Origin of the sequence: Nocardia sp. NPDC058480, from assembly GCF_042720495.1 — a bacterium.
Taxonomy (GTDB): domain Bacteria; phylum Actinomycetota; class Actinomycetes; order Mycobacteriales; family Mycobacteriaceae; genus Nocardia.
The window spans coordinates 39,377-64,755 of sequence record NZ_JBHXMN010000018.1; the positions used below are offsets into that span (position 1 = coordinate 39,377).

Here is a 25,379-nt window from a genome sequence, read left to right on the forward strand (position 1 = left end):
TCGATCCCGCAGCACTCTTCCATTGAGCTCAATCCGATTTCCCTCGCGTCCGGTGGCCGAACCCTGGCGGGGTTCGGCCACCGGCTCCGTCTGACAGCGATTTCGAGGAGGACCCGATGACCCGTTTTACCGACCGCCTCGCAGGCCGACCGTGCAGACCAGGAGGCCTTCGTTTTCGACGCCGACCGCGAGGTGGGCCTCGACGTCACTGCGGTACTCGCCGATGCCTGTGAACACAGCATCGACACCGCTGACATGTCCGACCGCATCGACCAAGCATGGAGCGTGCCCTGTGCGGACGACGGCATCTCATGCCTCGCCTACTGACCCGCACATCGATTTCGACCCGCACCGGCACACCGCCCACCGGTTCTGAATCCTGGCGGCCCGGCCGGGTCGATTGGTTCGACGCCAAGAAGGGTTCGGATTCCTGACTTGGACCGGGGTGGGCCCGCGGTGTTCTGCGACTACACCGCCATCGCGGCGCCCGGCTACAAGACGCTGCACGCCGGACAACGCGTGGTGTTCGCCGCGACCGACACCGGCAGCGGGCACGAAGCCCGCCGGGTCCTGACCTACGGCCAACCCTCCACTGACATCGACGCTGCCACGCGGACCCCGCTGCCGCGGAGCAGCGCACGGTCGCAGTCCTGGTCGCGCCGAACATGCTGCCGGCGAGCGCTGGCCGGCTGACCTCGATTACGAGGTGTTTCAGCCGCCTGTGGACGGATGGGCTGGCTATCGTTGATCGGCCGCCAGACGCGGTGTTAGGTGATCGAACCCGTGACGATACGAGGGGTTACCGATGGGCTCCGTTGCGTTCGACCTGTTGTGGCAGTTGTTGACATCGCTTCTCACTGGCCAATCCTCGGGACATCCGCCTTTCCCGTGGCCATTCAGCTGACTTGTTCGGGCGGTACCGATTCCGTATTGGCCTCGGGCCCGAGTTCAGTGGAGGCGGGACCAGTCCTGCCAAGTGGCCAGCGCCTTGCTCGTCTCGAGGTCCGGTCGGGCCCAGGCGGCATGGCAGAGTGTGCGAGCAGCGTCCAGTAGCTGCGTTCGGGTCGGCATGGTGCTGCTTGGTGGTCGCAGAGTCAGGTCATGATTGGATGCGGATACCGTCCACCCGGCGCAGATCCATCGATACCCGTCGTGGGTCACAGATTCTCTGGTGTGAAATAGCTCCTGCAGGTCGAGCCCGAGGTAGGTGGGGCGATGAGGGGGCGGGGCGATCAGCAGGTCACGTAGTGTCGTGATTCCCGTCAGGACGAGCAGGCTGGGCAGCCCCATTCGATTGCCGCCGGCGATATCGGTATCCAGGGAGTCACCGATTACCAGGTGGGGGCCGCTGGTGCGTGACAAGGCTTCCTGGTAGATCGGCTCGTAGGGCTTGCCTGCAAATTCAGGAGTTGCGCCGGTGGCCAACCGGACCGCTTCGGCCAATGCGCCGTTGCCGGGCGCGATTCCGCCTTCACGGGGAACCGCGATATCGCTGTTGGTGACGATCCACGGAACGCCACGCCCGACCGCGTACGCCGCTTCGGCCAATTGGCGCCAATCGACATCGGGTGCGAAGCCCTGGACGACGAGATCGGGGTCGTCGTCGGCCTTGTGGACCGGTGTCAGGCCGTGTTCCCACAGCGCAGTCTTCATGGCTACGCCGCCTACCATCAGTGCTCGTGCCCCGGGAATCCGCCGGGCGGCCAACGCTGCTGCGGCGTGGGCGGACGTCACGACGTCGCGCTCAGTGGTGGGCAGGCCGAGTTCGGTGACCAGTGCGGCGACCTCGTGCGGGGTGCGGGAGGCGTTGTTGGTCAGGAACAACGTTCGGAGCCCGGCCGAGCGCGCTGAGGTCAACGCATCCACGGCGCCGGCCACGGGCGTTGTGCCGTGATAGACAACTCCGTCGAGATCGATCAGCGCGCTCGCGAAGCGCTGCGCCAACGGCAGTCTCGTCCAGGCTGGCTGCTGCTCTTGCGGCATGGATCCCCCAATCAAAAGCCTTGTACCTCAACACATTACGTGGTGTCCGCAGCTGCCTTCGCTTGCTTGGTTGCATCCGCTCGGGTGGAGCGACCCTGCCGATAACCGTTGACGACCTCTTTCAGGATGGCCAACTTCGCCGGCACCGGATTGCCCGGGTGCCAGGCGATGCCGAAGGTGCATTCGGTGAGGTCTTCGACGTCGAGGTAGCACAGGTCGGGTCGGGGGTAGAGATCGGCGGCGACTGCTGGAACGAAGGCGACTGTGCCGCCGAGCGAGACGGTGGACAGCACCGACTCGAAGCTCGAGCCCGGGTGTGCGGCATAGCGGACCTGGGAGCCGTCCGGGCGCGGATTCACCGACCAGAAGTCGTGGCCTGCTCGGAACGTCGGTGATACCAGGCTGATCACCCGATGCTCGGCGAGATCGGTCAGCTCCAGCGACGAACGCACGGTCAGCGGATCGGAGCTCGCGATGCACGCCAGACGTGGTTCGACAGCGAGTGGTTCGCAGTGCAGGTCGTTGGGCACCGGAAAATGAGCGAAGGCCGCGTCGATCTCACCCGATTGCAAGGCCAGGAGTTGATCGCTGAATCGATCCAGCACTCGAACGTCCGGACCGAGATCGGGGTGCAGTTCAGTCAGCGCCGCGATGATGCTGCGGGTCGAATCCAGCGCGGTGAAACTCTCGCACACCCCGAGCCGAAGACGTTCGGAGCCAGAGGTCATGCGACGTGCGATATTGCGCAGCTCATCGGCGGCATCCACCACGCTGCGGGCTGTGGGCAACACAGCGCGCCCCGCGGCGGTCAGTTCGACCCGGCGGCTGGAACGATGGAACAGTGCGACGCCGAGGCGCTCCTCGAGGGAGCGGATCTGCTGGCTGAGGGCGGGTTGGGTCAGATACAGCCGACGCGCGGCGCGACCGAAGTGAAGTTCCTCGGCGAGGGTCAGCAGCAGTCGCAGCTGATGAGCGGTCGGATCGTCGATGCTGGCCAGACGGAGCTCGGATTGATCAATAATCGACACATTATCAAATTACACCGATTCTAATCGTTGCGCCATTGCTGGTCGGTGTGCCCGCCTGGCAGGCTGTTGATACGGAAGGTCGGACATCATGAGATGCCGACCGACCGCCGGATCGAACGCAGGCTGTGCGGTAAGCGGTTCGAATCGGGTCAACGGGGACCGAGAATCACAGGTATCTCCCGGCGTACTGGGGGGGGATTTTGAGTTTGGAGAGTGGCTGCTGCCATGTCTGTGGAGACCGACATTTCGCGCAAAGTTCTGGAATTTTTACACCGATATCAACGTGTCCATCAGTCTGGCGAGGGGGTTCCCACAACGACGGATCGAATCGGTGAAGCCTACGAGAATCGTAAATCGAAGATTGATTCTTTCGTCCGTCGCAACGAGCCCATTCATTTTGTGATACCAGCGTTTCCAGCGAAGTCGCCGAATCGTAGTAAGGTGCTGGGGTCGACTCCGGATCTGGGGGAGAATATAGCACTCGGATTCTTGCAGTCGCTGTGTGACTACGTCGGCCACTTCTATTCGCCGGGAGCACGTATCACTATTTGTTCGGACGGTCATGTATTCGGCGACGTGGTCGGTGTATCCGACATTCTTGTGACCGAATATCGCGATGAAATCGAGAAGCTTGTCGCCACCGCGGGGTGGATGTCGCTGGACATTTTCGGATTAGACGATGCTTTTGGTAGCCGGGACTACCCGAAGCTGCGCGACGTGCTCGAGTGTGACTACTCCGACTCGCTCGAAGAATTGAAGGAAAGCATTCGCACCGACGCTGCTACGCGCGCGCTCTTCGATGGTATTCATCGCTTCATGTTCGAGGATGCGATGAGTGCGTGCGAGGGCGATTTCTCGAAAACGAAGATTCGCAATAAATCGAAGGCAAGTGCCTATCAGACCATTCGGCGTAGTAATGCATGGAGTCGCGTGGTATCGGAACATTTCCCCGATGCGCTCCGGTTGTCGATTCACCCGCAGCCGCCGCATTCGGAGAAGTTCGGGCTGCATCTGGTGGGAACAAGCGACAGTTGGCTCACCCCGTGGCACGGTGTCGTGCTCGACGACGGCGTCCACCGCCGACTCGTAAAGCGTTGGAAAGCAGAAGAACTCGGGGCGACCATGGTCTCGCGGCACAACCGCCCGAGTCATTTCGTCGCACCACAGATCGCTGCGGATCCTAAGGAGGAACTTTCGGCATGAAGGTCTCACATAACCCTCTGCGACCATTCGGTCGCGTGGTCGAGGCATACGGTGACGCGCAGATCTCCGATATTCCGGTCGAGACCTTGGCCCGATGGGCCGTGGAGTCGCGTGTGCTGGTGCTACGCGGCTTCTCGTTGCTGGAAACACAGGAATTCGCCGACTACTGCCGACGTTGGGGCGATGTGCTCGAATGGGAGGTCGGCGAAGTCGTCGACCTCGTCGTTCAGGACGACCCGAAGAACTATCTCTTCGCAAGCGGCGATGTGCCGTTCCATTGGGACGGCGCCTTCGTAGAATCGGATCCACGATGGTTTTTCTTCCAGTGTCTAGATGCGACTCCAGATGCCGGTGGTGAAACCGTATTCTGCGACACCACTGCCGTGTATCGAGATGTCGACGATGCGACTCGAAACGTGTGGTCGAAGATCAGCCTGACCTACTCGACAGAAAAGCTGGCACATTACGGGGGCGAGGTCACCGAGCAACTTGTCTCGCAGCATCCGGCGACCGGCCTTCCGGTGCTTCGTTTCGCTGAACCGCTGGATCCGAACGTCTATAAGAACCCAGTCTCGGTCACCGTGGACGGTGTCGAGAATGATGCGCAGGAGCTATTCGTGAAGGGGCTGTCCGAGCGCTTGCACCGCCGCGAATACTGCTACGACCATGCCTGGCAGAAAGGCGATATCCTCATCGCCGACAACTTCTCGCTCGTGCACGGACGAAACGCGTTCAGTGGGCCGACGAATCGGCACCTGCAACGTGTCGAAGTGATCTGATATGGGTAGGTCTATCGGAATTGTCGGGGCAGGCATATCCGGTCTGCATCTCATACTCAGGCTGCAACAACTCGGAATCGAAGCGACCCTTTATACACGCCAGAATCCGGACGAGATCCGAAGCGGCCCGCCGCTGAATTTCGTCACCCGTTTCGGATCCACCAGGGAACGGGAAAATTCGCTCGGCATCACTGATTGGTCGTCGAGCGAATTCGACAACGCGTGGATGCACATGCGAATCGACGGTAAACAATCACTTGCCCTTCGGGGCGCGTTGCCGCGACCGGCCAGCTCCGTCGACTTCCGGATGTATCTGGCCGGGCTGCTCGAATCGGTGATCGGGCGCGGCGGGACCGTGGTGCAGAGCCGACCGGCCGACGGCCGCGATCTCGCCGACCTCGCCGCGAACCACGACCTGCTGATCGTCGCGGCGGGGCGCGGTGAGCTGCAGCAGGTGTTTCCCCGTGATCCGGCGCGTTCGCCGTTCCGGGTGGCGCCCAGAGTTCTTGCGGGCGGACTGTTCCAGGGCATTGCGCCGCCGGAACCGCCTGGCATGAGCATGAACATGGTCCCGGGGGTCGGGGAGATCCACGCGCCGACCTTCCATTCCTTCGACGGGCGAGTAACAGCTGTGCTGATCGAGGCGGTACCTGGTGGGGTATTCCAGCCCGTGACTGGGCCTGAGCATCGCGACGATCCCGAACTGTTCGCAAAGCGGGTACTCGACCTCATCACTACCTATGCGCCCTCACTACGCGAGCGCGTCGATTACACCGAGTTCGGTCTGACCAGGCCGATCGATGTCATGCAGGGCGCGTTGGTGCCCACGGTCCGGCGCGGGTGGGCCGAAATGGGCGAAGGCCGGCATGCCCTGGCGATCGGCGACGCGTGGATCGTGAACGACCCGCTCACCGCTCAGGGAGCCAATCTCGGTTCGGCGCAGGCCTTTCAGGTCGCGCAAGCACTGGCATCGCACCGCGGTGCCTTCGACGCGAACTTCTGTATGGCGCTGTCCGAAAAGTTGTGGGCGACGGCGCAACCGGTCGTCGACTGGACCAACATGTTTCTCGGTGCTCCGGCGCCACAGGTCCTCTCACTTCTCACCGCCGCGTCCGGTGACCAGCGCATCGCCGACGCGTTCATCGCGAATATGGATGATCCACCAGCGATGTGGCACAGCATCAGCATGCCCGAGCACACCGCGGCATTCATCGAAGCGGCTCAGTCGACGAGGAGCAAGCAGTGACAGTGAACGTCGGATTGGTGTGGGACGCCGTCGGATCCGTCGACGGCGGGCGTGGCTTGCTCGACCTGGCTCGCACGCACGGGCTGGATGCCTTCCTGGTCTTCGACCACTTGATCAACGCCTTCCCCAGCCAGGCATGGGATATCGACTTCACCTACCTGGCGTCGCAGGCGCCGAGCCCGGACCAATGCCTCGACTTCGCCACAGTGCTGGGCAACTTCGCACCACAAGCGGGGCCGGTCCAGCTTGTAATCGGTGTCACCGACGCGAATCGACGCCACCCCGCGGTTCTGGCGCAGACGGCATTGACGCTGGCGCAGTTCACCGAGCGCCCGCCGGTGCTCGGCATCGGAGCAGGCGCGTTGGAGAACCTCCAACCCTACGGACTACCGCACGATCGCCGAGTCGACCGGGTGGAGGAGGCGCTGCAGATCCTGCGAATGCTGCTCGGAGGACCCGGCCCGCACGATTTCCGAGGCAAACACTTCACCCTGGATCAAGCATTGATGGGTCTGCGGGCTCCGGCAGGTTGCGAGCCACGGCTCTGGGTCGGCGGCAGTCGTCACCGGATGCTCGCCCTGACCGGCAGATACGCGGATGGGTGGCTGCCGGCGGAACTCATGGTGCCAGACGAGTACACGCGCCGATTGCGGGTCGTCCGGCAGGCAGCCGAGACCGCAGGCCGGGATCCGGCGACGATCGTCGCCTCCGGCGGGGTGCCTATCGTGGTCGCCGAAACCGATGAAGCAGCCCATGCGCTGTTGGACTCTACCGCCATCCGGTTTCTCGCTCTGCACGCCGGAGCCGACGCGTGGGCCGCGCACGGTGCCGAGCACCCCTTCGGCACTGGCTACCAGGGGCTCAAGGATCTGTTGCCGCACATGCTGACGCGCGAGGACGTCCAGCAGGCAATGTCCGTGATCCCGGACGGGGTCGTGGCAGATCAGGTACTCGTCGGGAGCAGACAGACCGTGCTCGACCGAATAGGCGAGCTGGTCGAGGCGGGTCTGCAACACCCGATGCTGATCCCGGTGTCGGCCATGGCTTCGCCGGAGGCAGCAGCGTTCACCCTCGAGTCGGTGGCATGGCTGACTCGCGAACTGCGTGCTCCCGTACAGATCGGAGAGATCACCGTATGACCACCATCGGCATTGTCGGCACGGGAATTTCCGGGCTGCAGCTCGCCCTGCGGCTACAGCAACTCGGGATCGAGGTCGTGGTCTACTCCGCTCAGGAACTCGACCAGCTCGCCACCGGGCGACCTCGCAACTTCCCCGCCCGATTCGGCCCCACCCAGCAACGAGAACGCCAGCTCGGAGTCTTCGACTGGGACACCGCCGACGCCCAGGTATGCCGCTGGGATGTCACCGTCGGCGCAGGTGATCACACACTGGCATTCCACGGGGAGCTGCTGCCCCCGTCGAGCGTCGTGGACTTTCGGCTCTACCTGCCGCACCTGTGCGCCAGGTTCGCCGAGCGGGGCGGAAAAGTCATCGTCGGAGAACGACCGATCACCGAAGTGGCCGAGCAGCACGACCTGGTCGTGGTGGCCAACGGCGATCGCTCGATGCGAGAGTTGTTCCCGCGTGACGCATCGCGCTCGGTGTTCGATGCTCCCCAGCGGATCCTCTGCAGCGGCTTGTACCGCGGAATCAGCGAGGACACACCACAATCGCTGGACCTGTGCCTGATCCCCGGTATCGGGGAGATCTTCCGTATCCCGTTCCTGACACCACAGGGCCGCGCTGATGTGCTCGCGTTCGAAGCTGTTCCCGGCGGACCGCTCGAACCGATCTCCCGGGTCGATCCCGCCGTCGAACCCGTGAGGTTCTACCGCGACGTCCTCGCACTGCTCGGCGAATTCGCGCCCGGACTGCGAGAACGTGTCGATGGCCAGGATTTCACGCTCATCGGACCCGGCGAGCTGGCGCAGGGCAGTGTGACACCGATGGTCCGCCACGGCTGGGCAACCTTGCCGAACGGCAAGTGCGCCATCGCGATCGGCGACGCGTGGATTACCAATGACCCATTGACGGCGCAGGGTGCGAATCTCGGTTCACACACAGCGTTCGCACTCGCCGACCTGCTTGTGGCGCAGGCAGGCGGATACGACGAGACGTTCTGCCGGGCCGCCTCAGAGCAGCTGTGGACGCATGCCCGCAACGTTGTCGACTGGAGTGCCGCGTTTCTCGGGCCTGCGCCGGCGCACACCACCGCACTGTTCGCGAGGGCTGCCGAGGACAAACGGATCGCCGAAGCGTTCATCAACAACTTCAACGACCCGGTCGCGATGTGGCAGAGCTTGGCCGGGCCCCGGGGAACCGAGTCGTTCCTCGCCGAATACATCGAGGAGTGACATGACCAACTTGGACATCGAGATCGACGACAAAGGGATTCTGATTCCGGAAGCCGACCAGACCGCAGTCACCCTGCTCGACGGACTCGCACATATCCGCGTCCCGGGTAAGGCGACCCGGGACTCCTTCACAGTGGTGGAGCACATCGGTCAGCGCGGATACAACACCCCGCTGCACTACCACCACATCGAGGACGAGGTGTTCATGGTGCTCGACGGTGCGCTGCGCATGGTCTGTGACGGCCAGGAGCAGCTCGCCGAGGCAGGGACGACGATGGTCATCCCACGGATGGTCGCCCACGGATTCGTCGCGATCTCGAACGAGGTCAGGTTCCTCACCATTCACTCGACGCCGGACTTGGGCAACAAACCCCAGTTCGACCTGTTCCTCGCAGCCGAGATGCCTCCGGCGCAGGCGACCCGGATGCCGACCGAGGAAATCGGCCCCGATCTCGACCACATCATTTCGCTCGGTACCACCTACGGGTATAGCTACGCCGGTCCTGCGCCGACGCCCTAGCGCCGGGCCCTTGCCCATCAACCAATTCCTACTCGGACAGAGAAGAGAACCATGCGGTTGAGTCTCGCATCACTTGTATTGTGCGTCTTCGGCATCACCACCGGTGAGTTCGTCATCGCGGGGATCCTGCCCGATGTCGCCTCCGATCTGGACGTGTCCATCCCGGCCGCGGGACTCCTTGTCACGGCCTACGCCATCGGAATGATCATCGGTGGGCCGACACTGACCGCGCTCACCACGCGGTTTCCCCGCAAGCCCCTGATGGTGACGCTGCTGGTGGTCGCCGTCGTGGGCAATATCGCATCGGCGCTCGCACCCGCGTACGAGGCCCTGTTCGCAGCCCGGATCCTCACCGCGCTGGTGACATCGACCTTCTTCGCCAACGCGATCGTCACCGCGGTGTCGACAGCACCGGAAGGAAAGCAGGCCTCGACGGTGTCGAAGCTGGTCTTCGGCATGAACATGGCGATGATCCTGGGCGCGCCACTGGGCACGTTCATCGGCTCCCAGTACGGATGGCGTGCCACCTTCGCCGCGGTCGCCGCGGTCTGCGCGCTCGGGTCGCTGCTGGTGATCCGGCTGGTCCCCGCGGTGGCGAACGCAGGCGGGTCCGCGATGGCCGAGATGCGGGTATTCCGCAGTCGTGATGTGCAATTGGCGATCGCGATCACCGCGATCGCCAATGCCGGAGTGCTGATGGTGTTCACCTACTTCTCGCCGCTGCTGACCGATGTCAGCGGCTTCACCAGTGGTTCGGTCGCCGGCTGGCTGCTGGTCTACGGTGTCGGCGCGACCGTGGGCAATCTCATCGGCGGCCGCCTGTCGGACCGTGCCCTGATGCCTTCGCAGATCGGGTTGCTGACCCTGTTGACCGCAGCGCTCGCGCTCATGTGGCTGGTCAGCACCAACGTTGTGCTCATCGCGGTGATGGTGTTCGCCCTCGGCGCACTGGGCTTCTCGGTGATCCCCGGAATGCAGTCACGGGTGCTGAGCACCGCGGCGGCGGCGCCGACACTGGCCATGGCGGTGAACGCGTCGGCCTACCAGCTCGCGGCCGCCTTCGCGGGCTGGCTCGGCGGGCGGGTCATCGACAGCAGCGGTCTTCGATCGGTGTATCTGGTCGCAGCGGCCGTCACCGTCGCCGGAATCGCCCTGAGCGGAGTGGCGTGGTACCGCGATCGCCTGGCCACCGACGTCGACGACTCGAAAGTGGCTGTGGCATGAGCGGATCATCGAAGGTCAGTGGGCGCGCAACCGTGCTGGTGAGTGGCACCTGGGCCGAGGACAATCTCGGCACACCCGGTCTGGTGTTCATCGAAACTGGCAACGAGCAGGCTGACTATCTGCACGGCCACGTGCCGGGGGCGGTATGGATCGGTTGGTCAGAGTTTCAGGATGATCTGACGCTGGGCCTGATCGGGCCGCACAAATTCGCTGACTTGCTGTCCGCGAAAGGGATCAGCAACGACGACACCGTTGTCATCTATTCCGTGGCCTCCAATCTGCTGGCGGCACTGGTCTATTGGTACTTCACCCACTACCGACACCGGTCGGTGAAGCTCCTCGACGGCGGTCGCCGCAAGTGGGAGTTGGAGAAGCGCCCGCTGGCCACGGACACGTTCGCACCTCACCCAGCGGTCTATCAGGTGCCGACGCCGGACTCGTCGGTGCGTGCCGGACGCGACGACGTCCTCGCCGCGATCGGTGCGACGAGCATCGTCGACGTCCGAACACCGGACGAGTACAGCGGCCTGCTGTTCGCGCCCGCCTTCGCCGGACCTGCCTTCGCCCCCAGGCAACAGCCCGCACGAGGTCGCCCAACGGTCGGGACATATTCCGGGAGCAATCAATCTGCCATGGGACATGGTCGTGAATCCCGACGACACCTTCAAATCCGACGACGAACTGGCGGCGCAGTTCGCCGGGCTCGACGTCGAGGCCGGCGTGATCACCTACTGCTGGGTCGGTGCTCGCTCAGCCCACACCTGGTTCGTACTCCGGGAATTGCTCGGCCACGACGACATCAAGAACTACGACGGATCGTGGGCCGAGTACGGATCGTTGCTCGGTGTTCCGGTCGAGCGCCCTATACAGAAAGGAAGCCAATGACCGTAGGCAATCTCCACGGCAAGGTCGCTCTGGTGACCGGAGCCAACTCAGGTATCGGTGAAGCCGCGGCGAAGATCCTCGCCGCGCGCGGAGCCAGTGTCGTGCTGGCGGCCCGGCGAATCGACCAGCTGGACAGGGTTTGTGCCGAAATCGCCGAACTCGGCGGTAAGGCTGCCAGCATCGCTACCGACGTCACAGTGGACAGCGATCTGGAAAATGCTGTCGCCACTGCGGTAGACCAGTTCGGCGGGCTGGATATCGCGTTCAACAACGCGGGGGCACTCGGCACGATGGGATTTGTCGCCGAGCAGAACCCCAGCACATGGACTGCCGACGTCAACACCGTGCTGACCAGCACCTTCCTGTCGATGCGCCACGAGATCATCGCCATGCAGCGGCGCGGCGGCGGCGTCATCATCAATAACGCCTCACAGTTGGGCGTCGTGGGATTCGGCGCAGGTATCAGCGCATACGTCGCGGGCAAACACGGCGTGATCGGGCTGACGAAGGCCGCGGCTCTCGAATATGCCACGCAGAACATCCGGATCAACGCGGTGGCGTTCGCGTCGGTGGATACGCCGATGTACCGGTCCTCGGTCGGAGCGGACGAGGACACTGCGGCGATGTTCCGTTCACTACATCCACTGGGCCGTATCGCCACTGCTGACGAAGCGGCCTCCTCGGTCGCCTACCTCGCGACAGAGGAAGCGGGATTCTTCACTGGCTCGGTGCTGGTGATGGACGGCGGCTGGACTGCCCAGTGACAGTCGGCCCGTTCCAGCACGAGTCCCGGTTCGGAGTAATGCTGTATCCGGACGAGATTTTTCCAGTTCTGCTCGAACGGATCCGCTGGCTCGAAGAGTTGGGATTCGATCAGGTCTTCCTGCCCGACCACAGCGGCGATCTACGGGATCGACGGGGACGGTGGTTCGACAGCTGGGCGGTGCTGGCCGCCGCAGCGGTGAGCACCCGGCGAATCCGCCTCGGGATGCTTGTCGCGAACCAGATCCTGCGCCCACCGTCACAACTGGCCCAACAAGCCATCACGATCGACCACGCCTCCCACGGTCGCTTCGAACTAGGGGTCGGCGCTGGGCTGTTCGCGTGGGACCACCACAGCGTGGGCGAACATCCTTGGCCGCCCAGGCAGCGGATGCGCCGGTTCACCGACTATGTGGCGATCGTCGACGGCCTGCTGTACGCGCGCGAGGAGACGTTCAGCTACACCGGAGACGAGCTCTGGGTAAAAGAGGTCCCCACAGCTCCTGGTTCGTGGCAGTCACCCCGGTTGCCGCTCATCGTGGGAGGTCAGTCACCCACGGTGCTCCGGGTGGCAGCAGCGACCGCGGACGTGTGGAACACCCATGGTCCGCCCGGCGCCTCCGATATCCAGACCCTGCAGGCTACGGCGGAGCAGACCCACAGAATCGACCACCTCGCCGAAGCAGCCGACCGCGATCCGGCGATGATCCGCCGGTCATACACGATTTTCGGGCCGTGGGATCCGCGCTGGGGTCGACACACTTACGAGGAGATCTTCGACCGTTTCGGTGCGGTAGGGATGACAGATTTCGTCCTGGACTGGCCGGTCCGTTCACAACTCGACGAGTTCGAACGCATCGCGCGGGAGGTGCTGCCCGACCGCCGAACTCGTGGCTGACGCCGACCACCATAGTTCACAGCACTAGGAATTTCGGCATCTCCGCACCTGCGGGGGAGTGTCTTCCCCCGCAGGCGCTCTCAGCGCCCCTGGGACCTGTCGGCCTCGCACCCCCCAAAAAAAGGGTTCCGCTCGGCGGCACAGAGAGTCCGGTCGATCGGCGGTAGCCGGTGGTGACGACGTGGCATACCGGCGACGACTGCATTCGCCACTGCTCGGCCCGGACCTATCGTTTGTCGAGGTCCTGCCAGCCTCGCGCAGCGCCCGCCGATCCATCGAATGGTTGCTTTCCACCATAGTGCCGACGGTGCCGCGGCGGGGGTATGCCCCCGGATCGTCCGATTCCTAAACCTGCCCGTCACGTCTACACTGTGAAACGCCAACCATTAGTTTGCATCAAGCCTGTGCGCGGCCGATTACCCAGTCACGAACGCCCTGAACTCGTTACCAGCGAGCTCGGGGCGTCGTTGCGCGGCTGGAAGGGCCGGACCGGGAAAAGGGGTCAGCGGATCGAATACACACGGCGGGGGATAGGCAGCCTGAGCGCCGATAAGCACACCCACGTCTTCGGGATGCGTCGGGCATCTTCGGGAACCTGCGGAAACGCTGTGCCGACTTCATGACCTCTCAAGCGTTGTCGTGCCCAGCGACGCCCGAACCCCATCGACTCCCTCGCTGGCCTCCCCTAAGGGCAGCCGAGGATCCGACCGGCGAACGCGTCGATGACGAACGCGGTATATACCCACCCTGAGCTGGTGCGCACGTAGGTGAAATCCGCGACATGCAGAAGATCCGGTGCCTCGACTCCGAACCCGCGCTCGACCAGATCCGGTGGCCGCAACGCCGTAGGGTCCGCGATGGTGGTGCGGATCTTCTTGCGTCGGGTCGCGCCGGCCCAGCCGTTCACGCACATCAACCGCTCGACAGCGCAGCGAGCGACTTCGATGCCCTCGCGACGCAGGTGAGCCCACATTTTCAATGACCCGTACAACGCTTCGGGTTTGCGGCGGCCTCGCTCGTCGCGCTCGACGTGGTAGGACGTGAGGACACCGCTGATCGTGGCGCCCCACACCGCCCGCGCCGAAAGCGGTCGTGTGCGCCAGGCGTAGAAGGTTCTCGGGGCGATCTTGACACCATGGCCGGTCAGGACACGACAGATCGGTGCGACCCCGTACTCGTCGCGGTGCGCGAGGATGAACCGGCAGATCACTTCTGTGGCGGGTCGCACTCCCGCGCGAAGAAAGACGTCGCGGCTTTGAGGATCTCGATGGTCTTCTCCAGCTCACGGTTCTTACGCCGCAACGCGTTCAGCTCCGCAGCTGTATCCTCCGAGATAGATTGCGGAGCAACGGGATTCGTTGTTGTTGGTTGTGTTTTGCGGACCCAGTTCCGGACGGTTTCGGGGTTCGCGCCGATCCGTTCGGCGACGGTCTTGATCGCGGCCCATTCCGAGGGGTAATCGCCGCGGTGGTCGACGACCAGGCGGACGGCCTTCTCGCGGACCTCGTCGGGGTAGAACTTCGGCATGGAACTCACCTTCCCAAGGAAGAAGGTGCGCATCAAACCCGGGACGATTCAGTTCGAGAAGGTGTGATGACCCTGTGCACACGGCTGCAGCGATTCGAACAGTTATCGACTCGTTGTGTGTTCCTGCGCGTGGAACGACCTGCGTCAATGCGAAGGTTCGTGGTGCTGGATGGTTCGGAAATGCCGTGCTCGTTCACGCCTACAGGGGGTTGAGTGGTGTCGTTCCGCGTCAATTGGTTTCGCGCAACGTGGCGGTGCCAGAAGCGATCGCCCATCGCGATAGTGATCGTAGCGTCCATCACTGTTAGTGCTGTCGGGATCCTTCCCGGAGCAGCCCAGTCTGCGTACCCTGTCCAGGGCGCAATCCTGCAGGAATACAACGAAGTCGGAGGGTTCGCGTTCTTCGGTGAAGCGACCACCGACGAACGCACAGCGCCGGACGGAGTAGGTAAATATCAGTTCTTCTCCAACACGCACAGGTCAAGTCCAAATGCGTGGTGTATCGGGATGATCTCCGCGTGACCCGATTCGGTCAGGCGGTCAGGGCTGCAGGGTCCTCCTGTTCGTCGGTGGGTTCGGTCAGGCCGCGGGAGCGGGCCAGGACGTCGAGGCCGAGGTAACGGCGGCCTTCGATCCATTCGTCGTGTTGTTCGGCCAGGACAGCGCCGACCAGGCGGATGATCGCGGTCCGGTCGGGGAAGATCCCGACGACGTCGGTGCGACGCCGGATTTCCTTGTTCAACCGTTCCTGTGGGTTGTTCGACCAGATCTGGCGCCAGATCTGTTTCGGGAAGCCGGTGAACGCGAGCAGATCAGCGCGGGCCGCATCCAGGTGCGCGGCGACCTTCGGCAGTTTCTCCGCCAGTGCGTCGAGCATCCGATCATATTGCGCAGCAACCGATTCCGGGTCGGCTTGGTCGAAGACCGAGTGCAGCAGGGTCCGGACCCAGGGCCACGATGTTTTCGGGGTGATCGACATCAAATTGACGGTGTAGTGGGTCCTGCAGCGCTGCCAGGACGCGCCGGGCAGGGTCGCGCCGATCGCGGCAACCAACCCGGCATGCGCATCACTGGTGACCAGCTCGACCCCGGAAAGACCGCGGGCGACGAGGTCGCGGAAGAACGCCAGCCAGCCGGCGCCGTCTTCGCCGGAGGTGACCTGCAAGCCGAGGATTTCGCGGTAACCATCGGCGTTGACGCCGGTCGCGACGAGGGCGTGGACGTTGACCACCCGCCCGTTCTCCCGCACTTTCAACACCAGCGCGTCCGCGGCGACGAACGTGTAGGGGCCTTGGTCGAGGGGTCGGGTGCGGAACGCTTCGACCTGAGCGTCGAGGTCGGCGGCCATGATCGATACCTGCGATTTCGACAACTGGGTGACGCCGAGGGATTCGACGAGTTTCTCCATTCGCCGGGTCGATACGCCGAGCAAGTAGCAGGTCGCGACCACTGAGGTCAGGGCGCGTTCGGCACGTTTACGCCGTTCGAGCAGCCAGTCGGGGAAGTAGCTGCCCTGACGCAGTTTCGGGATCGCGACATCCATGGTCCCGACGCGGGTGTCGAAGTCGCGGTGCCGGTAGCCGTTTCGACTGTTCACCCGGTCTTCGCTGCGTTGCCCGTAGTCGGCGCCGCACATCGTGTCGGCTTCGGCGTTCATGATCGTGTGGACGAAGCTCGACAGCATTTCCCGCAGCAGATCGGGGCTGGCTGCGGCGAGTTGGGTGTCGAAGGGCTTGCTGGGGTCGATACGCTGGATCGAGGTCATCGCGTGAGGTCTCCTTCAAGTGACTTTGGACGGTCTCTTCAAGGGTCACGCGGTGACCTCCCTATTCTCGGCTACGACACGCTCGGAGCTGGGCTGCTCCGATAGTCGGGCCGTACACCACGCTATTGGACGCAACCCACGCACAATGCGATCTATTGGCATCCCAACATCAGCAATGGGCACGCCAACCAGATCGGCGGCGCGATATTGGACAAGTGGGCCGAAACAGGCTATGAGGGTGGCGATCTCGGATACCCGGAGTCGCGCGAGTTCGGTGGTGGCCACGACAGTCGCGGAAACCACTTCCAGCGAGGCGAAATCTATTGGTCGGGCGCGACGGGTGCGCATTCGGTCAAGGGGGAGATCTGGCAGACCTGGGCAGCGACCGACTATGAGAACGGCACCTACGGACTACCGACAACGGACGAATACGACTTCGAAGATGGGAAGAAGCAAGACTTTCAAAGCGGTTCGATCGTCTGGAAACCGTACGGGTTCCCGCCAGACTGGTCAGGAGACGACGATGTCACCTGGACTGGCCAACCCAATTGCGCCACCGATCCTTGCGCTGTCGATGCTCAGGGGTCAGCCAACGTAGATGCGCAGGTCATTCCGATCACGTTGCCAATTGTGTGGGCGCAGGGCATCGCTGAGAGCGCGGAGGTTCCCAACGGGGAGCCTGGACAACCCGATCGGTCCGCATCGGACGTGCCGAGAATGCTCGAATGCGCCGCCTTCGACGCCATGCTGCGGGCCGGCCGGGCTGCGGTCGCGGAGGTGACATGGTGTATAAACGCTGGGCCCACACCTGCAACAGCCAACGAACCGTCACCCCCTGCGACCAAGCCGGAGTCCGCTCCCGCCGTGCCCCAGCCGTCGAGCGCACGATCGACTCCTCCGACAACAGCGTCCACCTCGAGTTCGCCGAGTCGACGGTCCGGGGTTTCGAGCACCATCGCACCGCCAACCTCGGAAAGCCGGCCCGTACAGGGCGAGCCGATCCAGGGTCCTGCTGCCGACATCGCTACACCTCCGGGTGTGCCACAGTTCTGCGAGTCGGTCGGCCCCGACCCGACGGGCCAAGCTGACTGGCATGGAAACTCCACCTACGGCTGCGTCTACCAGGTCAACGTGAACTTCCTGGCAAAGGACAACAAAGGTAACCCGATCGGGTCGATCACCGGAAAATGGGAGCGCAACCTGCTCCTTCAGTACAACAAAACCGACTGGACAGCGAACTCGATCTTCACGGTTACCGGCGTCAGCGGAGTGGGAACCTCGTCATCGATGAAGTTCCAATACAACTGCTTCATCGGCGTTCAGCCGTGCGCCTACAACGGCCCGCGCAGCACGACCTCGCCGGTGAGCTTGAACCGGACGGTCAGCCTGGCTGCCCGCCCGTTCGTCTACACTCAGCCGTCGCAGACGTTGGCGATGGATTCCGATTGGCAGATCGAGATCGTCGCGCCCAACGTTGCACCGGGCGGAGCGTTCGCTTTCGCTCCACAGGTTCGCTGTGACGCCGCGCCATTTCTGCGTAACACGCAGGGATGCACGTTCACCGACGTCATCCCGGTCCTGGACTTCGCAGGACCTACGGCATACGCGGCCTACCGCGCTCATGTCGAGGCTGCGCAGCGATCGGGCTTGCCGGGAGCATTGGGCTCCGGCGCGCTACACCGGGAAACCGACAAAGCTACGATCGATGCTCACAGGCGGGCCTCGTGCGGTGTCGTGACCGGACCACGTCCCACTGGGCAGAGCTGCGATGAGTATCCGATGGCTTCGACTGCGGAAGGTGCGGCATTGAACTCCTACGGCCGGAGTTACACGAACCCTGTTTGCAGTATCAAGGACATCGGCCTGCGTATCGTGTCCGACCCAGGCACAATCCATGTGCCGACAGGTTTCAGCGTATGCAATATCTCCGCCAGCGAGAACTCCGGCGCCGGCTCGATATTGAGCTGGTTCTACACCAAAAACCGAGTTCGTGACGGAGATCCCTTCTATGTCAATGTCAGGGCACGATGATCAATAACCGAAGCACTGCCCGATGGCCGATGTGTGTGGCGTCGCTTGCCTTGATCGCCGGAAGCTCCTTGATCGGGTGTGGCAGCGAGGATCCGCCCGACTCGCCAACATCGCCGACGCCCAGCGCCGTCACCGTCGATCCGTCGTCGGGCTTGGAACCGGGCGCGTCGTGGGGGTTGGAAGCCCAGCGTGTGCCGCGGGCGTCCCTCGGTGCTCCTGTCGTCGTCCTCCCACGATCCGATGACCTCGAGTTCGCGCAGCCGATCACCTTCAACACCTACGACCTCGACGACGGCGATACCGCACTCGCGGCCCACTTTCCGGCCCATCTCGACGGATGCCCGAGCTTCGGCTATGACGCATCCGTCGTCGAAGACAGCAACTTCGTCGACGTCACGCTCGTCCGCGGGCTGCATCGCGGTATGCAACCCTGCGACAGCGCCCAGCGGTCAGCGGACCGAGGCGTGGTTGTCGTCGTCCTGGGCCAACCACTCGGTGACCGCGCTGTTCGCAGCATGATCTGAACACCTGCCCCTTTCGAGGCACAGGAAGGACATTTTCGTGGCGCTGCATTGGCAGACCATCGACCTGAGTTGGCCGACCCTGCATATCGAGCCGGCTGACTACAGTGACGCTCCGATGTTCGACTCGGAAACCTCGGGATCGCTCCTCGGCGTCGCTCGCGATCCCTATGGCAACGAGAACGCTCACCTTTGGCTCGGGTGGACATATGGCCCCGCACAGTTGGGTGTAGAGACCTGCGGTCACGAACCAGCCCTCGATGACCGGGACGAGTGGGAAACGATCGAGCAGGCCACGATCGACCTCGGCCCCACCACAACGCTGACGCGGACCACGCTGTCTTCCATCCGGCCCCCGGAGCTGGACCAGCTTATGGCGCTGCCGACGGGACGACATGGAATCAGGGTCAGCGTCCGAGGCCGCGACGGGCAGCGGTCGGACTTGGCCATCCGAATTCAACTGTGGCCCACCACAGAACCCCGGCCGCTCGAAGTGATCAAGCACGTCGACGGATTCGACTTGGATGTGTTCCTCCGTCGACCCGCCGACGTTGCTCAGCATGGCGAACCGGCGGCCGGAGTCGGCGGCGCTGGTTCGGATGTTGTGCCCTCGCTACCTGTTCGGCCACCGGTATCGACGACGAAGCCGTCGTCACTGACGGCGCAATGGCGGCGTCTGCACAGGATCGTTCACCAGCGATGCACCGAGCGTGGTGTGTGGACATCGCTCGCTCGGCCCAGCGAAGGTGAAAACGCCATCGAACGCGCCCGGACACTCACCGGCGTGCAGTGGCCGGAAGAGCTTCGGGAGTGGTTCGGCCTCCACAATGGCGGCGGAACACGCGAGTTGGTTCCCGGGATGAACTTGATCGGCGTCGCCGAAGTAGCAGCAGTTCATACGATGCAGGTCAGCATCTGGACGGAGATGTCCGCCGACGATTCAGGGGGTCGTTCCCTGACTGACTACGCTGGTGCGCCAGCGAGTTCGGAGGCGGGAATGTTCCTGCGTGAGTTCGTCCCTGTCGCTGAACGCGACGGCACCATGCTCGTCTGCGATACCCGATCCGGTCCGATGCACGGATGTATCACTGAGTTCGGGAAGGACACCGCGGACGCGTACCCACCGAAGTGGGCATCGCTGAGCGCGATGGTTACCGACTTGGGTGACAGCCTCGAGCACGACGCGATCTTCGACAACGCCTACCTGCCTGAGCTCGATGATTCCGGGCTGTCCTGGCATGTCGATCGGCGATAATGAGAGCAGGCGTTCGAAACTCTTCCCGTCTATCGGTCCTTCCCAATCCGCGCGATTTGTCGACTGGCAATGGGGCCATCGATTATAGCAGTTGGAGACCTATCCTCGTTGGTGTGGTTTGGTCAAAGTCTGCATGTACGGCTGGTTTTCAGGCACGGTGTGTTCGTAAGCGGTGGGATCGTGGGTGTCTGGTGGTGGAGGTTGATTGAAAGTGAATGTAAATCGGGTGCTTGGCGTGCAAACGTGCAGGTGAATTGGTGTGCTCCCTTCGCGAGCGGGGATGAGCCTCACTCAATCCGAAGGTGGCGACTGCGTGAAATGTATCTTGCCCCCTTGAGAGGAATCGCCCCCACGGCACAGCGAGCTTGCGGCGCCACGAAGGACTCCGGGGCGGGTTAGAATCACCCCACAGAAACCCCACACGTTTGACCGGAATCAATGCGAATTCATGCGGAACGTTGAGGAGAATCGTTTTGCGAAAATGCCTGGTACTGGGCACTATTGGGCACTGGTGAGTAGGGTCTGGACAACTGGAACGCACGCGAGGTGGTCGCAGGTTCAAATCCTGTCAGCCCGACAGTGAAAACCCCCTCTGACCTCGGTCGGAGGGGGTTGCGATTTTTCGGATATTTGACGTTTTTCGGCCGAATCCCACAGAAACCCCACGTTTTTGAACTCGGCAGCCTGTTGAACATGGGAGCGACCAGCCTCGCGGCGCCCGGTCGCGAGCTCAGCTGTATTCGTCTCACCGTCACGCGGAGGCTTCGTCGGTCTGGAAGCTGAGCTGCTGGTATCACTACGGCGTCGTTCGCCCGCTGCTCTGCTCGGGCCCGTAGATGGTCGGCTGTGTGGGTGTACGTATCTCGGCGCGTAGTTTGCTTCGAGCGGTGTTACGCCAACTGACCAAGCCACGGCAAGCTCCGCTAGCGGCGCGGGATCTGTGGAGGCGATGAATCGGTAGCTCTGGGGAGGCCGGAATGCCGAGTGCTTCCTTAGGGGATGTCGGACTTTACGGTCAATTGTCCAATTCGCTGCGCGTCGGGGCCGTGCGGCAACTACGGTGCCGCGCATGTCTCGCACTCACCGCATACTCTCGGCGGCAGCCCTGGCCGTCGTCCCACTCGCCGCCGCAGCACCGGCCCCGGCGACTCCGGTCGTGAACAAGGTCGTGGTCATCGGTCTCGACGGCACGCTGTGGAGTGAGGTGTCGGCGGCCGAGGCCCCGAACCTCGACCGTCTGGCAGGGGAGGGCACCCTGTCGCGCACCTCCATCGCCCCGCACACCACGATGTCGTGCGTCTCATGGGCGACGGCGCTGACCGGCGTGTGGGACAACAAGCATGGGATTCAGGACAATGGATCCACCTGCAACGCAGGACCTTTCGCCCAGTATCCGACAGTGTTCACGCAGGTGGAACGCGAGCGTCCGGCATTGTCGACGGCCTCCATCGGGACCTGGGACAAGATCGGCATGATCGCGGGCACCGGCAGCCCGCAGGCCGACCGGGTGACCGTCACGCAGATCGACCCCACCGGTGCGGGCGTCTGCGAGACCACCGCCGATTCCAATGCCACCGCGGACGTTGTCTCGGCCATCACCGAGGACGGAACCGATCTGGTGTTCACGCACCTCGATCAGGTGGACATCGTCGGACACACGCTGCGCGGAATCTGGCCGCAGGCCTATCGCGATGCCATCGGCCGCGTCGATGGCCTAGTCGGAAAGATCACTGCCGCGGTCGACGCGCGGGCGGCTTCGCATTCGAACGAGCGGTGGACGATTCTGGTCACCACCGACCACGGGCACAAGCCCGATGGTGGGCATGGTGGGCGGAGCGCTCACGAGACGGCCAGTTTCGTGATCGCGCGCGGAGCGGGGTTCGCGGCGGGGACGCAGAACAACGGGTACACCCTCGCTGACATCACACCGACCGTTCTCGACCTCCTCGATGTCGCGGCTCCCGCGAATCTCGACGGCGAGTCGATGTTTGCCGGCGGCTCGGGCAATCCGGCAGCACCGGTGCCGAATACGCCACCGGTCGACTCCGGGATCACCGGTTCGTCGTCTGGTTCGGCGCAGGCGGCCATGGTGGCGAATCCGTTATGCATCCTGGGGAGCGGATCGGCGAGCGGTTCGTACGAGAAATAGTCACCTCATCTCGGGGTGCGACTCTGCGCTGAGGTGTCCAACCCTGGCGGGGCACGCTGTCCAGCAGCGCGGGTGTAGGGATGCGCCGGATCCCTGAGCGGGGAGTCGGTGTGTTCGCTTTCGACGACGCGTCCGCCCTGTATGACGAGGCAAGATTCGGTCACTTGCCGGACGACGGCCAGATCGTGGGTGATGAACAGGTACGAGATCCCTGTGGTGTCACGAATGTCGGTCCACAGGTTCGGAATCTGTGCCTGGATGGAGACGTCGAGCGCGGCGACGGATTCGTCGAGCACGAGCACCCGCGGATCGGTCGAGTTCCGCAGCGGCGCACTGTAATCCAGGCTCCCGAGTTCCTCCACGAGGGCGCCAACGTCCAACAACGCGGCACGGAAGAGAGATTCGGACACGGCACCGAATCCCGCTGCCGCCTGGCCTTGATGCATTACCGGGCATTGGAAGCAACGCCGGGATCGAGCTGCGGACCCACGCAACGACGCTCTGCAACAGCATCTTCCGCGCCGACGGACCTCGCCATCTCCGATGAGTCCACAGAGCTGCGGTTCGTAGCCCCCTCCGAACTGGATAGCCTCGACATGCACCACACGCAGCGGCTCAGGCTGACCCATTACCTCGCGGGGCGAAGCGCGCCATATCTCGGCTGACGATTCGGCGAAACAACCGCGCGTGAGTGCGCCAGATGGCCGAGCGCATTGCTCGCGACGGTAGAAGCTGCGCGTGTCAGCTGCCCGACCTCGCCACCCGTGAAGGTGGCCGGTGGGCGCGGGTCAGTTCGTGCGGCACTCGGACGTGACACGCGCCCGTTCGGCACATATTCGAGGTGGTCAATCGCTGTGTCCAGTAGCCGATTTCTAACCACTGACAAGTGGGTCTGATCGGCGGCCAGACGACGGGCGGGACACCACCGGAACCTGGCAACAATGGGTACTGAGGTCGGCACTCCCTGAGCGACGTCCGCCATGCGCGGGTGGCGGTGGGATCGGTGCGACGGGTCGTGTGCTCGTGGCGACTGGCTGACGTCCTGGTGCGGCCGATACAGCGGCGTAGGAAACTTGCCGTTTGTTGTGGGCTCAGCGTTGGAGGGCGCGGAGTGCGGGGGCGACCCAGGTCGTGAGGTAGGCGCGCAGTTGTGAACCTTGCCGCGGCGGCCGACCAGGGTCGATGACGAAGGACTGCACGATCCGCAGCATGTGCTCCACGAGTTCATCGAGACGAGCGTCATCGATCCCCGCGCGGCCCCAATCGACAGCGAAGCGTTCGAGAATGGAGCGGCCGAAGGTCAACGCGGTATCGGAGGTGACACCCGGGGAGAATGCGCCCGCGCGGCCAGGGGTCAACAGCAAGCCGAGATACCGGTCGGTGGAGAGGCGTTCGAGGGTGTATGCGATCCCTTCGACCACGGCCTCGGCGGGATCGGTGAGATGGTTCAGATGCTCGGCGAGGACATCGAGAAACCGACCCGTTTCCGTCAGGGCCGTGGCGGTCAGCAAGGCGTCGGCATTGGCGAAATACCGGTACACGGTTTGACGGGTGACGCCGAGGTCGCGGGCAATCTCGGCCATGGTGAAATCCCCGCCGCTGCGTTCGATGGCCGCACGGGCGGCGCCGATGATGCGCGCGATGGCTTCGGTGTCATCGGCCGGGGTGGTCCCCGACCAGCCGTGCGTGCGCATCGATTCCTTCCGGGCCGGTGATCGTGTTCTGCCGACCCTATCGTCTGCGCCGAGGTCGGCGGGCGTCCCGTTCCGTCGAAATTGACCATACAGTTGGATAGATATGTATGGTCTACTCATGACCGCTCAGATCGAACCCGGCGCCACCGGGCTGAACGAGGACCTGACCCGCCGCGCCTTGGGGTTGGTGCTCGACCACACCACCGATATGGCGCACGCTCCGCTGCGGGTGCCGCTGCACTACTACAGCGACCCGAAGATCGCCGAGGTCGAGCAGACCCAGATCCTGCGCCGCACACCGCTGATGATCGTGCCCTCGGCGCGCATCCCCGCACCGAACGACTACGTGGTGCGCACCGTGCTCGAAGATTCACTGTTGGTCACCCGCGACCGTGATGGCACCGCGCATGTGTTTCTGAACTACTGCCGCCACCGCGGCGCGCAACCGGCATGTGGCTCGGGCAACGCCACCCGCTTCACCTGCCCCTATCACGCCTGGACCTACCGCAACACCGGCGAACTGGCCGGGGTGCCCGGCAAAGAGGGCTTCACCGGCATGGACCGCGCCGGCTACGGATTGGTCGAGCTACCCAGCCAAGAACGCCACGGGTTCATCTGGGCAGTGCTCTCTGCCGAGGGCTCGATCGACATCGACGCCCACCTCGGCGCGATGGGACCTGAACTGGCGCAGCTGAACTACGCTTCCTACGGCTACCACGACGAGCGGGAATTCACTTCCGAAGTCAGCTGGAAGGGCGCACTCGAGGCTTTCGCCGAGAGCTACCACTTTCCCTTCGTTCACGGCCAGAGCGTGATCGGCCAGAACACTGTGGCCAACACCTCCACTCACGACGCCTTCGGCCGCCATCACCGTATGGGATTCCCGTTCAACTGGATCACCGCGCTCGAGGCCGATCCGAGCGGATCCTGGGACCCGCTGATGAACATGGGCGTCATCTACTGGGTCTACCCGAACCTGGTGCTGGCCAACAGCCCTGTCGGTGTCGAGATCCTCGACATGCTGCCCGCCGGCGCCCCGACCCGCTGTACCGTCCGCCACAGCTGGATGGCCAAGATCCCGGCCACCACCGACGAGCAACGCGCTGTCTATGACGGCATCTACGCCCAAGTCCATGCCGCGGTCCGCGACGAGGACTTCGCGATGCTGCCTCAATGCGGCGAAGGAGTTCGCCGAGGCCAGCACGATCACATGATCATCGGTCGCAATGAAATCGGTGTCCAGCACATGATCAGAACCCTCGCCGCCGAACTCGGCATCGCACTGGACTAACGGCGAGAGCGGAACACCGATGACGGTGCGGACCTATGCCCACGATCTGCTGCGGTGGTGGAGGGTCTTGTCCGTGCTGGATGTGCGGTGGGATCGTTCGACGCGCGAGGATGTCGAGGCGATGGTGGGATGGATGAGGTCGGCGGTCAACCCGCAACGCCTGCGCTCCGATAACTCTGGATCCCAGCCCGGGTCGGTGAATCTCGAGACCGGGAAGCCGGCGCTATGTGTGGACAGGTCCGCGGTGACAGTGGCCGATTGT

The 25,379-nt window shown here is 63.6% G+C and carries 20 protein-coding genes, 3 pseudogenes and 1 other annotated feature; of the genes and pseudogenes, 16 read left to right on the forward strand and 7 right to left on the reverse strand.

The features are described from left to right. Window positions 1–435: 435 nt before the first annotated feature. Window positions 436–693: a hypothetical protein gene (locus ACFWO8_RS28955; protein ID WP_378968752.1), complete on the forward strand. Its 258-nt coding sequence runs from the start codon at window positions 436–438 to the stop codon at window positions 691–693. A gap of 255 nt (window positions 694–948) precedes the next feature. Here ACFWO8_RS28955 and ACFWO8_RS28960 read toward each other — a convergent pair whose 3' ends face one another. Together ACFWO8_RS28960 and ACFWO8_RS28965 are read right to left on the reverse strand one after the other, a co-directional pair. Continuing rightward, window positions 949–1,983: an HAD-IIA family hydrolase gene (locus tag ACFWO8_RS28960; RefSeq protein WP_378968756.1), complete on the reverse strand. Its 1,035-nt coding sequence runs from the start codon at window positions 1,981–1,983 to the stop codon at window positions 949–951. Between the two features lie 35 nt (window positions 1,984–2,018). Continuing rightward, complete coding sequence (locus tag ACFWO8_RS28965) at window positions 2,019–3,011, reverse strand: LysR family transcriptional regulator (RefSeq protein ID WP_378968765.1); 993 nt, start codon at window positions 3,009–3,011, stop codon at window positions 2,019–2,021. Window positions 3,012–3,236: 225 nt separating this feature from the next. On the opposite strand from ACFWO8_RS28965, the gene ACFWO8_RS28970 reads away from it, so the two are divergent. The 10 genes and pseudogenes from ACFWO8_RS28970 (at window position 3,237) to ACFWO8_RS29015 (ending at window position 12,884) form a co-directional block, all read left to right on the forward strand. Continuing rightward, on the forward strand, window positions 3,237–4,214 hold the full coding sequence (locus ACFWO8_RS28970; protein ID WP_378968777.1) for an L-tyrosine/L-tryptophan isonitrile synthase family protein: 978 nt from the start codon (window positions 3,237–3,239) through the stop codon (window positions 4,212–4,214). Then, entirely contained in the window at window positions 4,211–4,993 is a 783-nt protein-coding gene (locus ACFWO8_RS28975; protein ID WP_378968783.1) for a TauD/TfdA dioxygenase family protein, read from the forward strand. The genes ACFWO8_RS28970 and ACFWO8_RS28975 overlap by 4 nt, the downstream gene beginning before the upstream one ends. 232 nt (window positions 4,994–5,225) lie before the next feature. Next, entirely contained in the window at window positions 5,226–6,239 is a 1,014-nt protein-coding gene (locus tag ACFWO8_RS28980; RefSeq protein ID WP_378968790.1) for a styrene monooxygenase/indole monooxygenase family protein, read from the forward strand. Beyond that, on the forward strand, window positions 6,236–7,378 hold the full coding sequence (locus ACFWO8_RS28985; RefSeq protein WP_378968797.1) for an LLM class flavin-dependent oxidoreductase: 1,143 nt from the start codon (window positions 6,236–6,238) through the stop codon (window positions 7,376–7,378). The genes ACFWO8_RS28980 and ACFWO8_RS28985 overlap by 4 nt, the downstream gene beginning before the upstream one ends. Then, window positions 7,375–8,595, forward strand: coding sequence for a styrene monooxygenase/indole monooxygenase family protein (locus tag ACFWO8_RS28990; protein WP_378968804.1), 1,221 nt, complete (start codon window positions 7,375–7,377; stop codon window positions 8,593–8,595). Before ACFWO8_RS28985 ends, ACFWO8_RS28990 begins: the two co-directional genes overlap by 4 nt. A 1-nt stretch (window position 8,596) precedes the next feature. Then, window positions 8,597–9,115, forward strand: coding sequence for a cupin domain-containing protein (locus ACFWO8_RS28995; RefSeq protein ID WP_378968811.1), 519 nt, complete (start codon window positions 8,597–8,599; stop codon window positions 9,113–9,115). A 51-nt stretch (window positions 9,116–9,166) separates the two neighbouring features. Then, the gene (locus ACFWO8_RS29000) at window positions 9,167–10,339 is read left to right on the forward strand and encodes an MFS transporter (RefSeq protein WP_378968816.1); all 1,173 of its coding nucleotides are present in this window, start codon (window positions 9,167–9,169) and stop codon (window positions 10,337–10,339) included. Then, a pseudogene (locus tag ACFWO8_RS29005) lies at window positions 10,336–11,224 on the forward strand (sulfurtransferase). Before ACFWO8_RS29000 ends, ACFWO8_RS29005 begins: the two are co-directional and overlap by 4 nt. 32 nt (window positions 11,225–11,256) lie before the next feature. Then, a pseudogene (locus ACFWO8_RS29010) lies at window positions 11,257–11,988 on the forward strand (SDR family NAD(P)-dependent oxidoreductase); the annotation flags it as partial. 38 nt (window positions 11,989–12,026) lie between these two features. Beyond that, entirely contained in the window at window positions 12,027–12,884 is an 858-nt protein-coding gene (locus ACFWO8_RS29015) for an LLM class flavin-dependent oxidoreductase (protein ID WP_378968819.1), read from the forward strand. A gap of 694 nt (window positions 12,885–13,578) precedes the next feature. Here ACFWO8_RS29015 and ACFWO8_RS29020 read toward each other — a convergent pair. Further along, window positions 13,579–14,411 (reverse strand): annotated as a pseudogene (locus ACFWO8_RS29020) (IS3 family transposase); the annotation flags it as partial. Further along, window positions 14,002–14,133, reverse strand: a sequence feature (AL1L pseudoknot). (Overlaps the previous pseudogene by 132 nt.) A 532-nt stretch (window positions 14,412–14,943) precedes the next feature. After that, window positions 14,944–16,176: an IS256 family transposase gene (locus tag ACFWO8_RS29025; protein WP_378968823.1), complete on the reverse strand. Its 1,233-nt coding sequence runs from the start codon at window positions 16,174–16,176 to the stop codon at window positions 14,944–14,946. A gap of 150 nt (window positions 16,177–16,326) precedes the next feature. Here ACFWO8_RS29025 and ACFWO8_RS29030 point away from each other — a divergent pair, with 150 nt between their 5' ends. After that, a complete protein-coding gene (locus ACFWO8_RS29030) occupies window positions 16,327–18,207 on the forward strand; it encodes a hypothetical protein (RefSeq protein ID WP_378969182.1) in 1,881 nt (626 codons plus the stop codon). Here the strand turns inward: ACFWO8_RS29030 and ACFWO8_RS29035 are convergent. Next, window positions 18,194–18,340, reverse strand: coding sequence for a hypothetical protein (locus ACFWO8_RS29035; protein ID WP_378968826.1), 147 nt, complete (start codon window positions 18,338–18,340; stop codon window positions 18,194–18,196). The two genes, ACFWO8_RS29030 and ACFWO8_RS29035, sit on opposite strands and share 14 nt — an antisense overlap. 58 nt (window positions 18,341–18,398) lie before the next feature. Here ACFWO8_RS29035 and ACFWO8_RS29040 point away from each other — a divergent pair, with 58 nt between their 5' ends. From ACFWO8_RS29040 to ACFWO8_RS29050, 3 genes are all read left to right on the forward strand, one after another. Then, window positions 18,399–18,731, forward strand: a complete 333-nt coding sequence (locus ACFWO8_RS29040; RefSeq protein WP_378968831.1) for a hypothetical protein — start codon at window positions 18,399–18,401, stop codon at window positions 18,729–18,731. Window positions 18,732–18,768: 37 nt separating this feature from the next. Further along, entirely contained in the window at window positions 18,769–19,983 is a 1,215-nt protein-coding gene (locus ACFWO8_RS29045; RefSeq protein WP_378968833.1) for a hypothetical protein, read from the forward strand. Window positions 19,984–21,052: 1,069 nt separating this feature from the next. Beyond that, the gene (locus ACFWO8_RS29050; protein ID WP_378968838.1) at window positions 21,053–22,132 is read left to right on the forward strand and encodes an alkaline phosphatase family protein; all 1,080 of its coding nucleotides are present in this window, start codon (window positions 21,053–21,055) and stop codon (window positions 22,130–22,132) included. A 5-nt stretch (window positions 22,133–22,137) separates the two neighbouring features. Here ACFWO8_RS29050 and ACFWO8_RS29055 read toward each other — a convergent pair whose 3' ends face one another. Beyond that, entirely contained in the window at window positions 22,138–22,542 is a 405-nt protein-coding gene (locus ACFWO8_RS29055) for a hypothetical protein (protein WP_378968843.1), read from the reverse strand. Window positions 22,543–23,223: 681 nt separating this feature from the next. Further along, on the reverse strand, window positions 23,224–23,826 hold the full coding sequence (locus tag ACFWO8_RS29060) for a TetR/AcrR family transcriptional regulator (RefSeq protein ID WP_378968848.1): 603 nt from the start codon (window positions 23,824–23,826) through the stop codon (window positions 23,224–23,226). Window positions 23,827–23,944: 118 nt separating this feature from the next. Between ACFWO8_RS29060 and ACFWO8_RS29065 the strand changes: the two genes are divergently transcribed. After that, window positions 23,945–25,117 (forward strand): SRPBCC family protein, encoded by a 1,173-nt coding sequence (locus ACFWO8_RS29065; RefSeq protein ID WP_378968853.1) that lies wholly within the window; start codon window positions 23,945–23,947, stop codon window positions 25,115–25,117. The last annotated feature ends 262 nt before the right edge of the window (window positions 25,118–25,379 follow it).

Excerpts from the sequence above, each read along its gene's own strand:
- ACFWO8_RS28960 (WP_378968756.1), bottom strand. The coding sequence starts at position 1,983 with ATGCCGCAAGAGCAGCAGCCAGCCTGGACGAGACTGCCGTTGGCGCAG.
- ACFWO8_RS29060 (WP_378968848.1), bottom strand. The coding sequence starts at position 23,826 with ATGCGCACGCACGGCTGGTCGGGGACCACCCCGGCCGATGACACCGAA.
- ACFWO8_RS28975 (WP_378968783.1), top strand. The coding sequence starts at position 4,211 with ATGAAGGTCTCACATAACCCTCTGCGACCATTCGGTCGCGTGGTCGAG.
- ACFWO8_RS29000 (WP_378968816.1), top strand. The coding sequence starts at position 9,167 with ATGCGGTTGAGTCTCGCATCACTTGTATTGTGCGTCTTCGGCATCACC.
- ACFWO8_RS28980 (WP_378968790.1), top strand. The coding sequence starts at position 5,226 with ATGCGAATCGACGGTAAACAATCACTTGCCCTTCGGGGCGCGTTGCCG.
- ACFWO8_RS29025 (WP_378968823.1), bottom strand. The coding sequence starts at position 16,176 with ATGACCTCGATCCAGCGTATCGACCCCAGCAAGCCCTTCGACACCCAA.
- ACFWO8_RS28990 (WP_378968804.1), top strand. The coding sequence starts at position 7,375 with ATGACCACCATCGGCATTGTCGGCACGGGAATTTCCGGGCTGCAGCTC.
- ACFWO8_RS28995 (WP_378968811.1), top strand. The coding sequence starts at position 8,597 with ATGACCAACTTGGACATCGAGATCGACGACAAAGGGATTCTGATTCCG.
- ACFWO8_RS29050 (WP_378968838.1), top strand. The coding sequence starts at position 21,053 with ATGTCTCGCACTCACCGCATACTCTCGGCGGCAGCCCTGGCCGTCGTC.
- ACFWO8_RS29065 (WP_378968853.1), top strand. The coding sequence starts at position 23,945 with ATGACCGCTCAGATCGAACCCGGCGCCACCGGGCTGAACGAGGACCTG.
- ACFWO8_RS29015 (WP_378968819.1), top strand. The coding sequence starts at position 12,027 with ATGCTGTATCCGGACGAGATTTTTCCAGTTCTGCTCGAACGGATCCGC.
- ACFWO8_RS28970 (WP_378968777.1), top strand. The coding sequence starts at position 3,237 with ATGTCTGTGGAGACCGACATTTCGCGCAAAGTTCTGGAATTTTTACAC.